Origin of the sequence: Streptomyces sp. VTCC 41912 (assembly GCF_045799175.1) — a bacterium.
Lineage (GTDB): Bacteria > Actinomycetota > Actinomycetes > Streptomycetales > Streptomycetaceae > Streptomyces > Streptomyces albulus_C.
Window position 1 is genome coordinate 89,806 of the sequence record NZ_JBJMAB010000011.1, and the last position, 16,318, is coordinate 106,123.

Annotated in this window: 11 protein-coding genes and 1 pseudogene; 4 read left to right on the forward strand and 8 right to left on the reverse strand. The window is 72.8% G+C overall.

Annotated elements, in window-relative coordinates:
* Window positions 1–152: 152 nt before the first annotated feature.
* Window positions 153–946, forward strand: a pseudogene (locus tag ACJ6WD_RS18300) (RNA ligase (ATP)); the annotation flags it as partial.
* Between the two features lie 61 nt (window positions 947–1,007).
* On the opposite strand, the gene ACJ6WD_RS18305 reads toward ACJ6WD_RS18300, so the two are convergent.
* Genes ACJ6WD_RS18305 through ACJ6WD_RS18315 form a run of 3 tightly spaced genes read right to left on the reverse strand, consistent with a single transcriptional unit; the run spans window position 1,008 to window position 7,470 of the window.
* Window positions 1,008–2,942 (reverse strand): helicase-associated domain-containing protein, encoded by a 1,935-nt coding sequence (locus tag ACJ6WD_RS18305; RefSeq protein ID WP_407616186.1) that lies wholly within the window; start codon window positions 2,940–2,942, stop codon window positions 1,008–1,010.
* A 14-nt stretch (window positions 2,943–2,956) separates the two neighbouring features.
* A complete protein-coding gene (locus ACJ6WD_RS18310) occupies window positions 2,957–4,459 on the reverse strand; it encodes an SWIM zinc finger family protein (RefSeq protein ID WP_407616187.1) in 1,503 nt (500 codons plus the stop codon).
* Window positions 4,456–7,470, reverse strand: coding sequence for a DEAD/DEAH box helicase (locus ACJ6WD_RS18315; protein ID WP_407616188.1), 3,015 nt, complete (start codon window positions 7,468–7,470; stop codon window positions 4,456–4,458). Before ACJ6WD_RS18315 ends, ACJ6WD_RS18310 begins: the two co-directional genes overlap by 4 nt.
* A 578-nt stretch (window positions 7,471–8,048) precedes the next feature.
* On the opposite strand from ACJ6WD_RS18315, the gene ACJ6WD_RS18320 reads away from it, so the two are divergent.
* Both ACJ6WD_RS18320 and ACJ6WD_RS18325 read left to right on the forward strand, forming a co-directional pair.
* Window positions 8,049–10,049, forward strand: coding sequence for a UvrD-helicase domain-containing protein (locus tag ACJ6WD_RS18320; protein WP_407616189.1), 2,001 nt, complete (start codon window positions 8,049–8,051; stop codon window positions 10,047–10,049).
* Window positions 9,941–10,189, forward strand: a complete 249-nt coding sequence (locus tag ACJ6WD_RS18325; protein WP_232817064.1) for a DUF6343 family protein — start codon at window positions 9,941–9,943, stop codon at window positions 10,187–10,189. Before ACJ6WD_RS18320 ends, ACJ6WD_RS18325 begins: the two co-directional genes overlap by 109 nt.
* Window positions 10,190–10,252: 63 nt before the next feature.
* Here ACJ6WD_RS18325 and ACJ6WD_RS18330 read toward each other — a convergent pair whose 3' ends face one another.
* From ACJ6WD_RS18330 to ACJ6WD_RS18345, 4 genes are all read right to left on the reverse strand, one after another.
* Window positions 10,253–10,663 carry a M48 family metallopeptidase gene (locus ACJ6WD_RS18330; protein ID WP_233658188.1) on the reverse strand — a complete coding sequence of 137 codons (411 nt, stop codon included), beginning with the start codon at window positions 10,661–10,663 and terminating at the stop codon, window positions 10,253–10,255.
* 209 nt (window positions 10,664–10,872) lie between these two features.
* Window positions 10,873–11,298 carry a cupin domain-containing protein gene (locus tag ACJ6WD_RS18335; RefSeq protein WP_407616190.1) on the reverse strand — a complete coding sequence of 142 codons (426 nt, stop codon included), beginning with the start codon at window positions 11,296–11,298 and terminating at the stop codon, window positions 10,873–10,875.
* Between the two features lie 23 nt (window positions 11,299–11,321).
* Complete coding sequence (coaE, locus tag ACJ6WD_RS18340; RefSeq protein WP_233658187.1) at window positions 11,322–11,912, reverse strand: dephospho-CoA kinase; 591 nt, start codon at window positions 11,910–11,912, stop codon at window positions 11,322–11,324.
* 221 nt (window positions 11,913–12,133) lie between these two features.
* Window positions 12,134–13,081 carry a PAC2 family protein gene (locus tag ACJ6WD_RS18345; RefSeq protein WP_016572060.1) on the reverse strand — a complete coding sequence of 316 codons (948 nt, stop codon included), beginning with the start codon at window positions 13,079–13,081 and terminating at the stop codon, window positions 12,134–12,136.
* Between the two features lie 324 nt (window positions 13,082–13,405).
* Here ACJ6WD_RS18345 and ACJ6WD_RS18350 point away from each other — a divergent pair, with 324 nt between their 5' ends.
* Window positions 13,406–14,407, forward strand: a complete 1,002-nt coding sequence (locus ACJ6WD_RS18350) for a right-handed parallel beta-helix repeat-containing protein (RefSeq protein ID WP_407616191.1) — start codon at window positions 13,406–13,408, stop codon at window positions 14,405–14,407.
* A 119-nt stretch (window positions 14,408–14,526) separates the two neighbouring features.
* On the opposite strand, the gene rpsA is transcribed toward ACJ6WD_RS18350, so the two are convergent.
* Window positions 14,527–16,038 carry a 30S ribosomal protein S1 gene (rpsA, locus tag ACJ6WD_RS18355; RefSeq protein ID WP_016575406.1) on the reverse strand — a complete coding sequence of 504 codons (1,512 nt, stop codon included), beginning with the start codon at window positions 16,036–16,038 and terminating at the stop codon, window positions 14,527–14,529.
* Window positions 16,039–16,318: the final 280 nt, after the last annotated feature.

Sequence of the window (16,318 nt, forward strand, 5' to 3'; positions counted from 1 at the left end):
ATCCACAGCGATGAGATTCGGTCACTCTGCGACATTGGCTCGATCGCAGTGGTGCGGGGCACCGGCCGGAGAGACCCGGCGCGGGCACCACACCGCACGGTCGGAAGCGGAACCGGAAACGCCGAACGAGGAACGGGGAACGGGGGAACGGCATGTCGACGCTGCGCGTCACGGTCGAGGAACTGACGGTCCACGAGCACCCCCGCGCCGATGCACTGGAGCGCGCACAGGTGGGCCTGTACCGGGCGGTGGTCGCCAAGGGCGCCTACCGGACCGGGGAGTTCGCCGTCTACCTACCGGAGTAGGCGGTGCTCCCGGAAGCGTTGATGGCCGAGCTGGGCCTCGAGGGGAAGCTCGCCGGCTCCGCCGCCAACCGGGTCAAGGCGATCCGACTGCGCGGCGAGCTGTCGCCAGGCATCGTCTGCCGGCCGCAGGCACTGCCCGGGGTCGAACTGGCCGACGCGCGCAAGGCCGGCGTGGACTTCGCTGCGGAACTGGGGATCGTGAAGTGGGTTGCCCCAGTGCCGATTTCGATGAGCGGGAGGTCGAGCCGGCGAGCGACCTGCTGCCGTGGATCGACGTCGAGAACCTGAAGCGGTACCCGGCGGCGTTCGCCGACGGCGAGCCGGTCGCGGTCGCCGAGAAGGTGCACGGCACCGCCTGCTGCCCGACCTACCACGCGGGTGACGACCGGGTGCAGAGGACGTCCAAGGCGCTGGGCGCGCAACGCCTGGCACTCGTCGAGGACCCCGGCAACCTGTACTGGCGGGCGGTGCGCGGACACCGCCGCCCTCGGGTCGCCGCGGAGTCGGCCGGGGAGTTGGGGGCGTCGCGGGTCGGGATCTATGGCGAGTCGTACGGCGCCGGCGTCCAGGACCTCGGGTACGGCACGGACAGTCGGCGCGATGTGCCCGGATACGCGGTCTTCGACCTCGCCGTGGAGGTCGGTACGCGTGACCGTGCCGGGCCGCGGCGGCCACGCACCGCCCCTGCGGTACGGCAGCGGATCAACTGCCGCCGGGTGCGGGGCGCTCCGCGGGTTCCGCCTGGTGCCCCAGGAGGCGCCGGGCGAGGGCGAGCGTGGCCTGCGGGGCGCGGGTGGGGCCGGGGGCTGCGGTGCGGTGGCTGGGGAGCCGTTCGACGGTGGCGGCGCCGGTGTCGGACTCCAGGGCGGGGGCATAGCCCGCAGCTCGCAGGGCGTCCAGGGTGGCGGCCGGCGGCCGGCCGCTGACCAGGACGGTCGGCGCGAGGGCACGCAACGCCAGCTCGCGCAGGGCGTGATGGGCGGCGAGCTCGGCGAGCAGCGCCTCGTCGTCGGAGCGGATGCAGCAGCCGGTGGGCACGACCCGCATCCGGCCGTGGCTGCGGGCGGTGTCCTGGAGGAGGTAGTCGAGGGGCTGCGGCAGGGGGCCGGCTGCCGAGGCGGCGGCGAGGGCGGTGCGGAGGGTGTCGACGGTGTGGCCGGAGTCCAGCGCGCGGCGGACCGAGCCGGGGGTGAAACGCCAGGTCACGGCGTGCCCCTCGGACTCCCGGTCGGCGGCGGAGGCGAGGAGTCCGGCGAGGGCGGGGGCCGGGCGACCGGGCACGACGGCGGTCAGATCGGCCTGGAAGTGGGCCTGTTCGACGGGTGGCGGCAGGAGGTCGCGCAGCGGCGCGTCGAGGTCCGCCGGGTCGCTGAGCAGGGCCCGGCCGAGGGGAGTGAGGGTGCCGTGGGCGGTGAGGCCGAGGTAGGCCGCCTCGTGGAGGGTGTGGGCGGCGCGCTCGTGCGCCGCCGGCTGTGCGGTGACGGCGAGCGGACGGTGCCAGTCCGCCGCTCGGAGCAGGTGCTGGAGGGACGCGTGGGCGGCCTCGTCCGCCGGCCCGTCCGGCAGCGGCGGGAGCGTCTCGCCGACGCCCGGCGGGACGTCCGCCAGGGCGGCGAGGAGGGCGTGCCGGAGGGCCGGGGCGTACCGGTCGTGACCGCGGACCAGGGCCGTCGGGGTCTCGCCGAACGGGGTGTGGGTGGGGACGTCCCACAGGGCGTGCCAGGCGGCCAGTACGGGGGCCAGGCGGGCGCCGGGCGGGCGGGCGAGCCAGTCGTCGTAGGCGTGGGTGGGCAGCGCGGTGATCCCCGACGGGCTGCGGGTCAGGGCGATCAGGCCGGCGGCCAGGGCGAGATCGAGCAGGAGGCGGGCGTGCGGTTCGGTGGCGCCGGCCGCCTTCGCCAGGCGTTTGAGCTCGCGCACGGTCAGTCCGCCTGACTTGCGGAGCGTGGCGGGCTCGGTGGCCAGGGCCGTGAGCAGGCGCTCCACCGTAGTGGCCAACTGCGCCGCGGCCGCCTGGGACTCGTCGTGCGGCGAGGTCCGCGGGGCGGGCACTGCGGAGGCGTCCGGGTGGTCTCCGGGTGGCTCGGCGCCCTCGGGGACGGGCGTCGGCGCCTGCGGGGCGAACGGGCCGAGGTCGTGGGCCGCGAGGAGTTGCGGGATCCGCGGCGGGACGACGACGGCGCCGTCCTCGGTGACCGCGGCGAGGCCGTCGGCGCAGAGCGCGTCCAGCGCCGCTTCGGCGGCGGTCCGCGCGGGTCCGGGAGCGGCGGCGCCCAGCGCGGCGTGCACGTCCGCGGGCGGGACGGGTTCGCTGGCCAGCTGGGGGAAGGACAGCCGGTGGGCCATCAGGGACTGGTAGTCGGCGCCCACGGCCGGGGCGGCGGGCGCGGCGCCGTCCCTGGCGGCCCGTTCCTGGCTGATGCGCGCCGTGGTGGCGAGCACCTGCAATCCGGGGTGATCGAGGTGCAGCACCACGTGGTGGAGGGTGTCGTAGGACCACAACGCGCCGGCCAGCCCGCGGAGTTCGGTGGGCGCGGGGCGACGGGCGAGCGGCTCGGCGTGGCGGGTGAGCAGTACGGCGAGTTGCTCGGGGGTGCGCTGCGCGAGGGAGCGGGTGAGTGCGTCGAGACCTTCCACGACGTTGAGGGTAGTCATCGTGCCAACAGGGTGGTGAGGGCGCCTACGGGGTCCGGGTCGGCGGGGCCGACGGGCCACCACTCCTGGGCGCCGGGCTCGGATTCGTAGGGGTACCAGCGGTTGTCGTGGCCGAACCGGAGTTGGATGCCGCGGTCGGCGTCGGTGAGGCGATTCTGGTGGGGGCGCAGCGCCGGCAGGCCGGCGGCCAGCAGGGCGCTGCGGGCTCGGTCGAAATCGCCGGCCGGAGGGTTCCAGGCGTCTTCCAGGAGGGTGAGCCCCTCGGCACCGCCCTGCCGCCAGGCCGCGACGGAACGTGCGATGTCGGTGGGGTGCCGGCCGGTCGCCGCCGCGACGTCGCGGTAGAGCGCGCGGGTCGTGGCGGTCAGACCGGCCGTCGGATGGGCGGTCGCGGCCAGCCGTACGGCGTCCTCCCACGGCGGCAGCGTCGCGAACGGGCCGGGGCCGGCCGGGCCGTCGGCCCCCGCGGTGCCTGCGGCGGACAGGTGGGCGTGGGCGCGGGCAGCGGCATCGGCCGCGACGAGTTCCAGGACGGTGGCGTCGAAGGGCAGCCCGACGGCGTCCGGGAGGGCCTGCGGCTGGCCGGGCTGCGACGGCACCGCGGCGGGCGGCGGAAGCGGCGGGCGGGGCCGGTCGACGAGGGCCTCCCGGGCGAGCACCCCGCGGGGCGCGGCCACGATGGACCCGGCGGCCGCGGCCTCTTCGACGGCCAACAGCGCCGGGACCGCGCCGGGGATCCGAGGGGACGCAGCCGGACCGGCCCCCGATGCGGACACCGGTCCGGGCACGTCGTCGGCGGCGGGCCCGCTCGCCGAGGTACCGGGGGTCGCGAAGGCCCGGCCCCGGCTCTCCCGTGCGCCGTGGTCGGCGTTGCGGCGCGCGAGCTCGTCGAGGAGTTCCCGCTCGCCCCGGCCCCGGATCAGCAGGAGGACGAAGGGATCGGCGTCCAACAGGCGGGCCACTTGGAAGCAGAGCGCGGCGGCGTGCTTGCAGGGCCGACCGCTGTCCGGACAGGAGCACCGGGGCGTCAACTCCCCCGGCCCCGGAAGGAGTCGCACCGCCCCCTCGGCCAGTGCCCGGGGCAGCTTCTTGGCCAGCAACGCGGCAAGGCGGTCGGGGTGGGCCGCGACGTCGTCCAGGAGGGCGTCCCACTCCTGCTCGGTGAACGTCGTGATCCGCACCTCGGCGCTGTACGGGCGGGGTCGGCTGCCCCGCACCGTGGCGATCACCCGGCCCGGGGTGACGTTGATCGTGTCGACGCGGCCGTCGCGGGCGTAGGCCCGCCCCCGGGCGAGGCGCGCGCCGTCGAGGGCGCTGCCCTCCAGTGCCTCCAGCCAGGCGCCGCCCCACCAGGATCGCGCGCCCGACCCGTCCGGCCCCTCCGTGGTGTCCGGTTCGGGCAGCGGCGGGAAGGTGCGGGAGCGATCGGCGCGGACCAGTCGGTCCGTCGCGGCGGCGCGCCCGGGGCTGCCGGTCCGGCGCCGGTGTCCGGGGCTCATCCGGTCCTCCTCAGCGAGACGAGATCGGCGAGTTGGGCGTCGGTCAGCTCGGTGAACGCACCCTCACCGCCGGAGAGCACCGCGTCCGCGAGGGCCCTTTTGGCGGTGAGGAGTTGGGCGATGTTGTCCTCGACGGTGCCCTCGGTGATCAGTCGGTGGACCTGGACGGGCTGGGTCTGGCCGATGCGGTAGGCCCGGTCGGTGGCCTGTTCCTCCACCGCCGGATTCCACCAGCGGTCGTAGTGGACGACGTGTCCGGCGCGGGTGAGGTTCAGGCCGGTGCCGGCCGCCTTCAGGGACAGCAGGAAGACCGGTGCCCGGCCCGACTGGAAGTCGTCGACCATCCTCTCCCGCTCGGCCACCGGGGTTCCGCCGTGCAGGAGTTGGGTGGGGATCCCCCGGCCCGCGAGGTGGCGTTCGAGCAACCTCGCCATGCTGACGTACTGCGTGAAGACCAGGGTCGCGCCGCCCTCCGCGAGGATGGTGGCGAGGAGTTCGTCGAGGAGTTCCAGCTTCCCGGAGCGCGCGGCGAGGCCGGGGGCGGTCTCCTTCAGGTACTGCGCCGGGTGGTTGCAGATCTGTTTGAGGGCGGTGAGCAGTTTCATCACCAGGCCGCGCCGCGCCATCCCCTCGGCACCCTCGATCCTCGCCAGGGTCTCGCGCACCACTGCTTGGTACAGCGCGGCCTGTTCGCGTCCGAGCGGAACCGGGTGGTCCGTCTCGGTCTTCGGTGGGAGCTCGGGCGCGATCCCCGGGTCGGACTTCTTGCGGCGCAAGACGAACGGACGCACCAGTCTGGCCAGTCGGTCCGCCGCCCGCGGGTCCTCGCCTCCCTCGACCTCCCGGGCGTGCAGCGCACGGAACGTCTTGAGCGGGCCGAGGAGCCCCGGGGTCGTCCAGTCCAGCAGCGCCCACAGCTCGGACAGGTTGTTCTCCACCGGCGTGCCGGTGAGGGCGATCCGCGCCGGAGCCTTGATGCCGCGCAGCGCCCGCGCCGTCGAGGACCGCGGGTTCTTCACGTGCTGCGCCTCGTCGGCGACGATCCAGGCCCAGGCGCGGTCGGCGAGTTCGGTCGCGCTGCTGCGCATCGTCCCGTAGGTCGTGAGCACGAATCCGGCTTCCACGCCGTCGAGGCTGCGGCCCGCGCCGTGGAAGCGGCGTACGGGCGTGCCGGGGGCGAAGCGTTCGATCTCGCGCTGCCAGTTGCCGAGGAGGGAGGCGGGGCAGACGACGAGGACCGGGTCGGTGGGCAGTCGGTGCAGGTGGAGCGCGATGATGGTGATCGTCTTGCCCAGGCCCATGTCGTCGGCCAGGCAGCCGCCCAGCCCGGTGGAGACCATCGTGTCGAGCCACGCCATGCCGCGCAGTTGGTAGTCGCGCAGGGTCGCGCGGAGGCCGGGTGGTGGGGGCAGCGGACGCGCCCGGCCGGTGAGCCGGCCGCGCAGGGCGGCGAGCGCGCCCAGGGGCACCACCTCGACCTCTTCGCCGTCCACCTCGGTGGTGCCGTCGAGCGTCGTGGCGAGCGCCCGGAGGGGGTCCACGTAGCCCAGTTCGCGCTTGCGCGCCTTGCGGACCATCGCGGGGTCGACCAGGACCCATTGGTCGCGCAGTCGGACCACCGGGCGGTGCGCCTCGGCGAGCATGTCCATCTCCGCCTCGCTGAGCGGCGCCCCGTCCATCGCCATCTGCCAGCGGAACTGGGCCAGTTGACCGGTGTCGAAGAAGCCGAAACCGTCCGCCGCCGACCCCGGCGCGGGGCGCAGCACAGCCGTCGCGGTCAGGCCGCGGGTCAGTTCCCTGGGCCAGTGGACGGCCACTCCGGCGGCGGCGAGGCGGGGCGCGGCAGCGCCCAGCAACTCGGACAGCTCGTCCTCGCTGATCGGGAGCACATCGGGGACGGGGCGCTCCAGGAGGCGGTCGAGCGGAGGCCAGAACCGGGTGGCCCGGCGCAGCGCGAGGAGCGTGTCGGCGAGGGGGCGCGGGCCGAAGGCGTCGGGCGCCTCGCCCTCCCACAGTTGGCGGGCGTCGGCCACCAGGGTCGGATCGGTGAGGCTCTGCACCTGGAGGACGGCCGCCGCCGCTCGGCGTTCCCCCGGGGCTCCGGGGTACGGCGCCGCGTCTTCCTCGATCTCATCCCCCTCCTCCCCGTCCGTCGCGACGCTCTCTTCCGCTCGTTCTCCCGCGTCGAAGAGCTGGTGCGGGGCGAGGTCGAGGCGGAGCGAGAGCCGCACCCCGGCGTCGACGCCCGCTGCGACCTCGGCCGCCCACTCCCGGGCGGCCGGGAGGTGCTGCGGTGCGGGCGCGGCGAACGGCGCCCCGGCCACCAGTGCCGCCGCCGGGGTGCGGGGCAGGGTGTCGACGACGGCGTCCACGAACTGCCGCACCAGGACGGCCGGATCGGGCAGTTGGAGCGGTCGGCTGCCGGGCAGCGGTACGGCGTACGCCTCGCCGGGCATGGCGGCGGCGATGGCCCGCAGGTGCGCGACGTCGTCGGGGTCGAGCGGGCCGGCCCGCCAGGCGTCGACGTCCCCGCCGGTCAGGCCGGGAAGCAGCCTGCCGCGGGCGACGAGGTGCAGGGCGTGCAGGGTGGCCGCGCCCCAGCAGGACGTGGCGGGGTGGGCGTCCGGAGCGTGCCGGGCACGGGTCAGCAGCGGAATTGCCTCGGGGAGCGGGACCACCAGTGCGGGCACCGTGCGGCTCCGTGCCCCGGCGCCATGCCGGCGGGCCACGGTCAGCCGCGTGACCTGGCCGACCGGCGCCGCGTCCCGGCCGCTTCCAGCCTCGGCCTCTCCGGGCACGGCATCGGGGAGCGGCGCGCCGTCCGGTCGCCAGAAGGCGACCGTCCCCGCCCGCGGCGGGCTGGCGGGCAGGAAGACGGCGGCACATCCCTCGACGGTCGCGGCCAGGTCGCCGGCTCTCCCCTCAAGCGCCGCGGCCACCCCGGGCGCGCTGGCGGCAGGGGCGGTCGACGGCCGGGGCGCATCGGTGGGTGCCTCCTGCCAGCTCGCCATGCCATCCCCTGTCATCGGGTCCTTCCGCGCCGGTCTCGGCGCCCACCGGGCCCGCCGTGCCCGACGCGCCCGACCTCGTTGTGCTGCTTCCCCGACCTGCGAGTCTACGGTCGTCGTCATGTCGTCCTCCCCCGTCGTCCTGCGGCGGCCGCGACGATCACAACCGGTTGCGGCGCGCTGCCCTGCCTGGCCGTCCCGCTGCTCCCCTCGCCCGCTCCCGTCGTCCGTCTCGGCCGTTCGCGCCGCTTCCGTCGTCGCGGCTCTGCGTGATGTCGAGGAAAGCAGAGACCACTGACAATCCGCCCAACCGCAGCCCTCCGCGAAGCCCGAGCACGCCACACCGCACTCCCCCTCCAGACCTCTCAGAGCGGGCTCGAACAGCGGATACGCGCCTCTCACGACAGCCCGCACAGGGCCCGGAAAAGCTCCCGAAGAAGTTATCCACAGCCCTGACGCACCGCACCCACCGTCGGCGCGATTCGATTACATTCAGTGACGAAGGCAGACGGCGACTCGCACCACACGAGCCACCGCCGAGCGCGACTCCATCCGGCAGTTCCCACCCACCAGGAGCCCCCATGCACACCCCGACGCCCGAACAGACGGCCGCCGCCGAAGCCTTTCCGACCGGCGCCCACCTCGTGATCCAGGCCGGCGCCGGCACCGGCAAGACGACGACCCTGGCGATGCTGGCGGACGTCGCCCGGCGACAGCGCCGTACCGGCCGCTACCTCGCCTTCAACCGCGCCGTCGCCCGCCACGCCGCCCGGACCTTCCCCGCCGAGGTGCGCTGCGGAACCGCCCACGCCCTCGCGTTCGGCGCGGTCGGCCGGCACTACCGTTCCCGGCTGAACGCGCCGCGTCGGGCGGGCTGGCGCACCGGCGCCGCCCTCGGGATCGACGACGGGACGCGCTTACGCATCGGCCCCCGCAAGGTCGACAACAAGGCCCTCTCCTACGCCGTCCTGCGCACCGTCGCCCGTTTCTGCCAGTCCGCCGACGCCGAGATCGCCCACCACCACGTCCCGCCACTGCGCGGCGCCGAGTGCGAGCCGCTGCACGCCCAACTCGCCGACCACGTCCTGCCGTACGCCCGCAAGGCATGGGCCGATCTGCAGCGACCGGACCGCGGCGTGGTCCGCTTCGAGCACGACCACTACCTCAAGATCTGGGCCCTGACCGCCCCCGTCATCCCCGCGGACTTCCTCCTCCTCGATGAGGCGCAGGACACCAATCCGGTCGTCGAGCAGGTCCTCACCGCACAGCGCGATCACGCACAGCTGGTCCTGGTCGGGGATTCCGCGCAGGCCATCTACGGCTGGCGCGGCGCCCGCGACGTGATGACCGGCTTCGACGGCACCCACCTCGGCCTCACCCGGTCCTTCCGGTTCGGTCCCGCCCTCGCGGCCGAGGCCAACCGTTGGCTGACGATCATCGGCGCGCCCATCCGCCTCACGGGGTCGGCCCGGCAGAAGACCGAGCTGTGCCGCCTCCCCGCACCCGAAGCGATCTTGTGCCGGACGAACGTGGGCGCCATGGTCGAAGTGATACGCCAGCTGGAGGCGAACCTGCGGGTCGCGCTCGCCGGGGGCGGAGAGGCGCTGAGCGCCCTGGCCCGCGCCGCGCACGACCTCACCTCGGGGCGCCGCACCGCACACCCCGAGCTGGTGCTCTTCGAGACCTGGGCCGAACTCCGCGAGTACGCGGAGTTCGATCCAGCCGGCCGCGATCTGCTGCCCCTGGTGGAACTCGTCGACGACCACGGGTCGGACGCGGTGCTCCGCGCCATGGAGCAGCTCTCGCCCGAGCGGTCCGCGCAGGTCACGGTGTCCACGGCGCACCGGGCAAAGGGCCGCGAGTGGGCGAGCGTGCGCATCGCGGACGACTTCACCGCGCCCGATGACCTCGACGAGTGCGACGAGGACGGCGTTCCCCTGCCCGGCCCGGTCGATCTCGACGAGGCCCGCCTGGCCTATGTCGCGGTGACCCGGGCCCGCTCACAGCTCGACATCGGTGGACTCACATGGATCAACACCCATCCGGCAGGCGATCCACGCCCCGGAAGCCCCACAGGACTGCGACGACCGACGCCCCTCCCACGACGAGCCGGAAAGCCCCGACGCGGGAGCCCGCGCACGTCCGAACCGGGCACGACGACGACCACGCACCAGAGAAGGAACCGCCCGAACCGCGCCCCAAGGCGCCTGCCAGACCCACGAGACTCGTCACACCCATCAGACCCATCAGACCCACCAGGGCCGCCAGGGCCACCAGGGCCGCCAGGGCCGCCAGGGCCGCCAGGGCAAAGAGAAACAGCGTGCCTGGAGCGTCCACCCAGGCAGTCGGGCGGACCCTCCAGGCACGTGACGGACGTAGCGATCAGGAGGATGCTGGAGAGAGGAGATGAATGGCGATGCGCTCGGGTGATGAGCCGCTGCACGCACGCAGTCCGCTGCGGATGCGGTGCGGGTTGGCACTGTGGGGGCTGCTGTGGGCCGTCGCCGGCACCGTGGCCTTCGTCATGGCCGGCCGGCCCCAGTGGGCGGCCGCATGCGCCGCATTGGCCGCGGTGGCGCTGACCGACCTCGGCATGGTGATCCGGCACATCCATCAGGGGCCGCACTACCAACCCGGCAGGAACATCCCGCCCTACGAACCCGACCACGGCCGCAATGAGATACGTAGGCCGGCCGGGCGGCGACGCGACTCCAGACCGTAGCCACAGCCACAATCACCGCCCTTGCCGTCACCGCCCGTCGAACGCCCCACACGCCGACGAGGACTACCCGGCGACGTCGTCCGGACCGTCCGCGCGACCGCCGTCGACCTGCTCCTGGGCGAACCGGGCGGCACGGAGGAAGTCCGGGCGCGGATCCAGTGCGGCAGCCAGGCGGAAGTGGCGCAGGGCCTCGTCGGGACGGCTGGCGCGCTCCAAGGTGCGGCCGAGGGCGAAGTGGGCGAAGGCGTTGTCCGGTTCGCGTTCCAACACGATCTGGAACTCCAGCTCGGCGGGGCGGAGTTGGGCGGAGAGGAAGAAGGCACGGGCACGCAGCAGTCGCGCTGCGGTGTTCTCGGGGTGTGCGGTGATGACGGAATCCAGCAACCGGATCGCGCCGCGCGGGTCGCGGGCGGACAGCAGTTGTTCCGCGGCACGGTAGTCAATCACGTTCGTCTCGGGACTGCGCTGGTGCACGGGCCGTCTCCTCTCCGGGTGGCGCCGGGCTGGCCCCGAAGGACCATGCTCCGTACGGCGTTCTGTGCGGTGCGACAACGACGGCGTCAACACCTGGGTCCGTTGCCGCATTCCCCGGTCCGGCGGACTGGCCCCGCCGAGGCGCCCAGCCATCGGTGGCGCGTCCCGCACCGACGTCAGCCCCTCACGCTGACGTCGATGCACCGCCGCTAGAGGCTGATGTGGTAGGCCTTGCGCATCGTCTCGTGCACCGTCCAGCGCGTGCGGTCGCCCTCGCGCAGGACGCAGGCGTCGCCCGGTCCCACCTCCAGGACCTGGCCGCCCTCGACCTCGATGGTCGCCCGTCCGCTGACGACCACGAACAGTTCGTTCGCCTCGGTGTCGGTCACCACACCGGGTGTGATCTGCCAGATGCCCCGGATCTGGCTGCCGTCCGGTGATTCCGACAGCACCTTGCCCGTCACCACCGGGTCTCCGGAGACGATCTGTTCGGGGTCGAGGGGCTCCGGCTCCAGGTCGTCGTCGGCGAGGCCGGGAACGTTCACCACGAACGACGCGGGAGCGGCATCAACGGCCCCGGCACTCGATTCGGGGCCGGTGGCCGGGCACTTGGGATCAAGCTCGGTAGTTGTCATGGCGGTGAGGCTATCGTCCGACCTCAGGCACCCCGCAGGCGCTCCCACACCTCGCGGACCTGCGGCTCCAGCGCCTCCAGCGGTCCGTCGTTGTCGATCACCAGGTCGGCGACGGCCAGCCGTTCCTTGCGGCTGGCCTGCGCGGCCATCCGCTGTGCCGCCTCGTCCGGGGTCATGCCGCGCAGCCGCACCAGCCGGTCCATCTGCGTCTCGGGCGTCGCGTCGACGACCACCACCAGGTCGTAGAGCGGCGCCAGGCCGTTCTCCGTCAGCAGTGGCACGTCGTGCACCACCACGGCATCCGTCCCGGCAGACGCTTCGAGTTCGGCGGACCTCGCGCCGACGAGCGGGTGCACGATCGCGTTGAGCGCCTTCAGCTTCTCCGGGTCGGAGAAGACCAGCGCACCCAGCTTGGGCCGGTCCAGGGTGCCGTCCGGCGTGAGGACGTCCGCCCCGAACTCCGCGACCACCGCGGCGAGTCCGGGCGTACCCGGCTCGACGACCTCGCGTGCGATCTTGTCCGCATCCACGATCACCGCGCCGTACGACGCCAGCAACCGCGACACTGCACTCTTGCCGGCACCGATCCCGCCGGTCAGCCCCACCTTCACCATGGCCCCACGCTATACGGCCGGCACCACGAGCAGGACCTCCGGGCGGCGCCCGCGCACGAGGGAAGCCTCGCCCCGCCGCCAGGACCGACGCCCACCGCATACGAGGAGCGGAGAACCACCGACCGCTCGGGGCAGCGGACGCCAACCGGCATCCGCCGAGCGACAGTTACCGCCCCACGACCGACCGCGCCCCCGAACCGCCCCTCGGCATCCGCCTCAGCTCACGCCCCGCCGCCCTCGGCCTCGCGTTCCGCCAAGAAGCGTTCGAACTCGCGGCCGATCTCGTCGGCCGACGGAAGCTCCACAGGCTCGGCCACGAGACTGCCCCGGGTCTCGGCCCCGGCCACCGCGTCGTACTGGTGCTCAAGGCCACTGACCAGGGCGACCAGTTCCTCGTCGCCCTCGGAGATCTGCCGCTCGATCTCCTCCTGCGTGCGCAGCGCCTCCGTGCGCAGCGCGTGCGCGGCGTTCGGCAGCACCAGGCCGGTGGCGGCCGTCACCGCTTCCAGGGCGGTGAGCGCGGCGTCCGGGTACGCGGACCGGGCGATGTAGTGCGGGACGTGCGCCGCCACGCCCAGGACGTCGTGCCCCGCCTCTTCCAACCGGAATTCGATGAGGGACTCGGCACTGCCGGGCACCTGGGCCTCGTCGAAGAAGCTGCTGTGCCCGGGCATCAGGTCCGTGCGGTTGCCGTGCGGGGTCAGACCCACGGGCCGGGTGTGCGGGACGCCCATCGGAATGCCGTGGAAGTTGACCGACAGTCGGACGCCCAGCCGCTCCACCATCTGCCGGACCGCCGCCGCGAACCGCTCCCACTCCACGTCCGGTTCGGGCCCGGACAGCAGCAGGAAGGGCGCACCGGTGGCGTCCTCGACCAGGTGGAGTTCGATGCGCGGCGTCTCGTACGCGGTCCACCGGTGCCGTTCGAAGGTGAGCAGCGGGCGGCGCGCCCGGTAGTCGACCAACCGGTCGTGGTCGAAGCGGGCCACGACCCGGTGCGGCAGGCCGTCGAGCAGCCTCTCCACGATCTGGTCGCCGGTCTCACCGGCGTCGATGTAGCCGTCGAAGTGGTACAGCAGCACCAGGCCGGCGGAATCCCTGGCAGTGATCGCCTCGACCGCCGCGAGCCCGCTCGGCTCCCATTCGTACAACCCCTGGGGATCCAACACAGTGACCGCTCCTCCTCGTGTCCATGAGCAAGAACACCCCGGACACCCCCGGGCATTCCCACCCCGGCCTTCCGCTCTCCGCTTCCGGACGTGCGGTCCGGCCCAACACCCCAAGCCGCGCCCCCAAGCCCCTCCCGCCCGGCGCTCAGCCCCGCGCTTCCACTCAACGTCACCCGTTCACATCACTGAACCCCACCCCCGCTCCGGTCCAACCTGCGCATCCCGGCACGACCCCTTGACGCCCCTTGGTCCGGACCTCTAGCTTCACCACCGCTCCCGCGATTCACATTGCCGCCCAACGTTCATATACGGAAAGGCAGTTGCATGCGTATCGGCCCTCTCGCCGCCCTTGCCACCGCCGCACTGCTGGCCGCCACCGGGGCCACCACCACCGCCCAGGGCGCGCCCGCCCACCGCCGCGGCACCGCCTCCTCGGCCCCCTCCCCCGCCCGCGTGGTCGACGTCTCGACCGCGGCACAGCTCAAGAACGCGCTGGCCGCCGCCCGCCCCGGAGACACCATCCAACTCGCCGACGGCACCTACCGCGGCAACTTCGCGGCCGCCACGGCCGGCGACGCCGCCTCCCGGATCACGCTCACCGGCTCGTCGAAGGCCGTGCTCACGGCGAGCGGCGGCTACGGACTCCACCTGGACGGGGCCTCGTACTGGACCGTGAAGGGGCTCACCGTCACCGGCGGCCAGAAGGGCATCGTGATGGACGCCGCGAACGGCGTGGTGATCGACTCCGTCACCGTCCACGACCTGACCATGGAGGGCGTGCACTTCCGCTCGTCCAGCAAGGACGGAATCATCCGGAACTCCACCATCCGTGACACCGGCAAGGACGGTCGGGGGATGGGCGAGGGCGTCTATGTGGGCAGTGCGGGCGGCACGGACGACAAGAGCGACAACGTACAGGTCCTGCACAACACCATCGGCCCGGGCATCGGCGGCGAGAACGTCGACGTCAAGGAGGGCACGACCGGCGCCAAGCTCATCGGGAACACCTTCGACGGCAGCGGACTGACCGGCGCCAACTTCGACGACTCCTGGGTCGACATCAAGGGCAACGGGGTCCTCGTCCAGGACAACACCGGCATCCACACCACGAACAACGGCTACGAGACCCACTCCCCACAACCGGGCTGGGGATGCGGCGCGGTCTTCCGCGGCAACCGGTCCGATCTGAGCGGCGCCACCGGCTCGGGCCGATACGGCTTCAACATCACCAACTACCGGGCGGGCGACTGCCCGGTCACCATCGCGGGCGACAACACCGTCACCGGCGGCCGGGGCACCGCCAACCCCGGAATCCCCGTCGGCTGACGAGCGCCGCGGCGCAACGCCGCCGGCGCCCCACGGCATGACGAAGGCCCGCCCCCCGAAGGGAGCGGGCCTCGCGTCTTCAGCTACCTCAACCGGCTAGCGCTGACGGTCGGAACCGTTCAGCTCTGGCCGCCGGCCAGCTTCTCGCGGAGCGCGGCGAGGGCCTCGTCCGACGCCAGGGCGCCGGAGTTGTCCGCCGACTCCGAGGAGTACGAGCCACCGGAGACGTTGCCGCCGCCGCCCTGGCCGCCGGCCGCCGGAGCGGCAGCGCCCTCGGCCGCAGCCTGCTCGTCGGCCTCGCGGGACTTGATGACCTGGGCCTGGTGCTGCTCGAAGCGCTGCTGCGCCTCGGCGTACTGGTTCTCCCAGGCCTCGCGCTGCGTCTCGTAGCCCTCGAGCCAGTCGTTGGTCTCGGGGTCGAAGCCCTCGGGGTAGATGTAGTTGCCCTGGTCGTCGTAGGACGCGGCCATGCCGTACAGGGTCGGGTCGAACTCGACCGCCGACGGGTCGGCACCGAAGGACTCGTTGGCCTGCTTCAGCGAGAGGCTGATGCGACGACGCTCGAGGTCGATGTCGATGACCTTGACGAAGATCTCGTCGTTGACCTGGACGACCTGCTCCGGGATCTCCACGTGGCGCTCGGCCAGCTCGGAGATGTGGACCAGACCCTCGATGCCCTCGTCCACGCGGACGAACGCACCGAACGGCACCAGCTTCGTGACCTTGCCGGGCACGACCTGGCCGATCTGGTGGGTGCGGGCGAACTGCTGCCACGGGTCTTCCTGGGTCGCCTTGAGCGACAGGGAGACGCGCTCGCGGTCCATGTCGACGTCCAGGACCTCGACCGTGACCTCCTGGCCGACCTCGACGACCTCGGAGGGGTGGTCGATGTGCTTCCAGGACAGCTCGGAGACGTGGACGAGACCGTCGACGCCACCCAGGTCCACGAAGGCACCGAAGTTGACGATGGAGGAGACGACGCCGGAGCGCACCTGACCCTTCTGGAGGGTGGTGAGGAAGGTCTGACGGACCTCGCTCTGGGTCTGCTCCAGCCAGGCGCGGCGGGACAGGACCACGTTGTTGCGGTTCTTGTCCAGCTCGATGATCTTGGCCTCGAGCTCCTTGCCCACGTAGGGCTGAAGGTCGCGGACACGGCGCATCTCGACCAGGGAGGCCGGGAGGAAGCCGCGGAGGCCGATGTCGAGGATGAGACCACCCTTGACGACCTCGATGACGGTACCGGTGACGATCCCGTCCTCTTCCTTGATCTTCTCGATGGTGCCCCAGGCACGCTCGTACTGGGCGCGCTTCTTCGAGAGGATCAGGCGGCCTTCCTTGTCCTCCTTCTGGAGGACGAGGGCCTCGATCTCGTCACCGACGGCGACGACCTCGTTGGGGTCGACGTCGTGCTTGATCGAGAGCTCACGGCTCGGGATGACGCCTTCGGTCTTGTAACCGATGTCGAGCAGGACCTCGTCCCGGTCGACCTTCACGATGACGCCGTCGACGATGTCGCCGTCGTTGAAGTACTTGATCGTCTCGTCGATCGCGGCGAGGAAAGCTTCCTCGTTACCGATGTCGTTGACCGCAACCTGCGGGGTGGTGGCGGTGGTCTCGGTGCTGCTCGTCATGTGGGAAAGGGCTCCGGTACGGACATTGAAGTCGTAGGTACTGCTACGCCGAGAGCCCGTATCGCCTCTGCATCAGACCGGACAGCGTCTAAGGCGCATCCTCCGGAGGCCCCGCAAACCGGAGCAACCCGAAACGCCTCAAAACCGAGGGGACATTCATACAGATGCAAGCGCGGCCTACTCCGTCCGAGGCACGCAGGCCCGCAGCGCAACTTGTAGCATACGGGGGCAGCCGGACAGGGTCAATGCGCGAAAGGCGCACACCAGGGACAGAGCGCCC

Coding starts and splice junctions, on each gene's coding strand:
- ACJ6WD_RS18310 (WP_407616187.1), bottom strand. CDS start 4,459: ATGAGCCCCGGACACCGGCGCCGGACCGGCAGCCCCGGGCGCGCCGCC.
- ACJ6WD_RS18315 (WP_407616188.1), bottom strand. CDS start 7,470: ATGGCGAGCTGGCAGGAGGCACCCACCGATGCGCCCCGGCCGTCGACC.
- ACJ6WD_RS18320 (WP_407616189.1), top strand. CDS start 8,049: ATGCACACCCCGACGCCCGAACAGACGGCCGCCGCCGAAGCCTTTCCG.
- ACJ6WD_RS18335 (WP_407616190.1), bottom strand. CDS start 11,298: ATGACAACTACCGAGCTTGATCCCAAGTGCCCGGCCACCGGCCCCGAA.
- coaE (WP_233658187.1), bottom strand. CDS start 11,912: ATGGTGAAGGTGGGGCTGACCGGCGGGATCGGTGCCGGCAAGAGTGCA.
- ACJ6WD_RS18350 (WP_407616191.1), top strand. CDS start 13,406: ATGCGTATCGGCCCTCTCGCCGCCCTTGCCACCGCCGCACTGCTGGCC.
- rpsA (WP_016575406.1), bottom strand. CDS start 16,038: ATGACGAGCAGCACCGAGACCACCGCCACCACCCCGCAGGTTGCGGTC.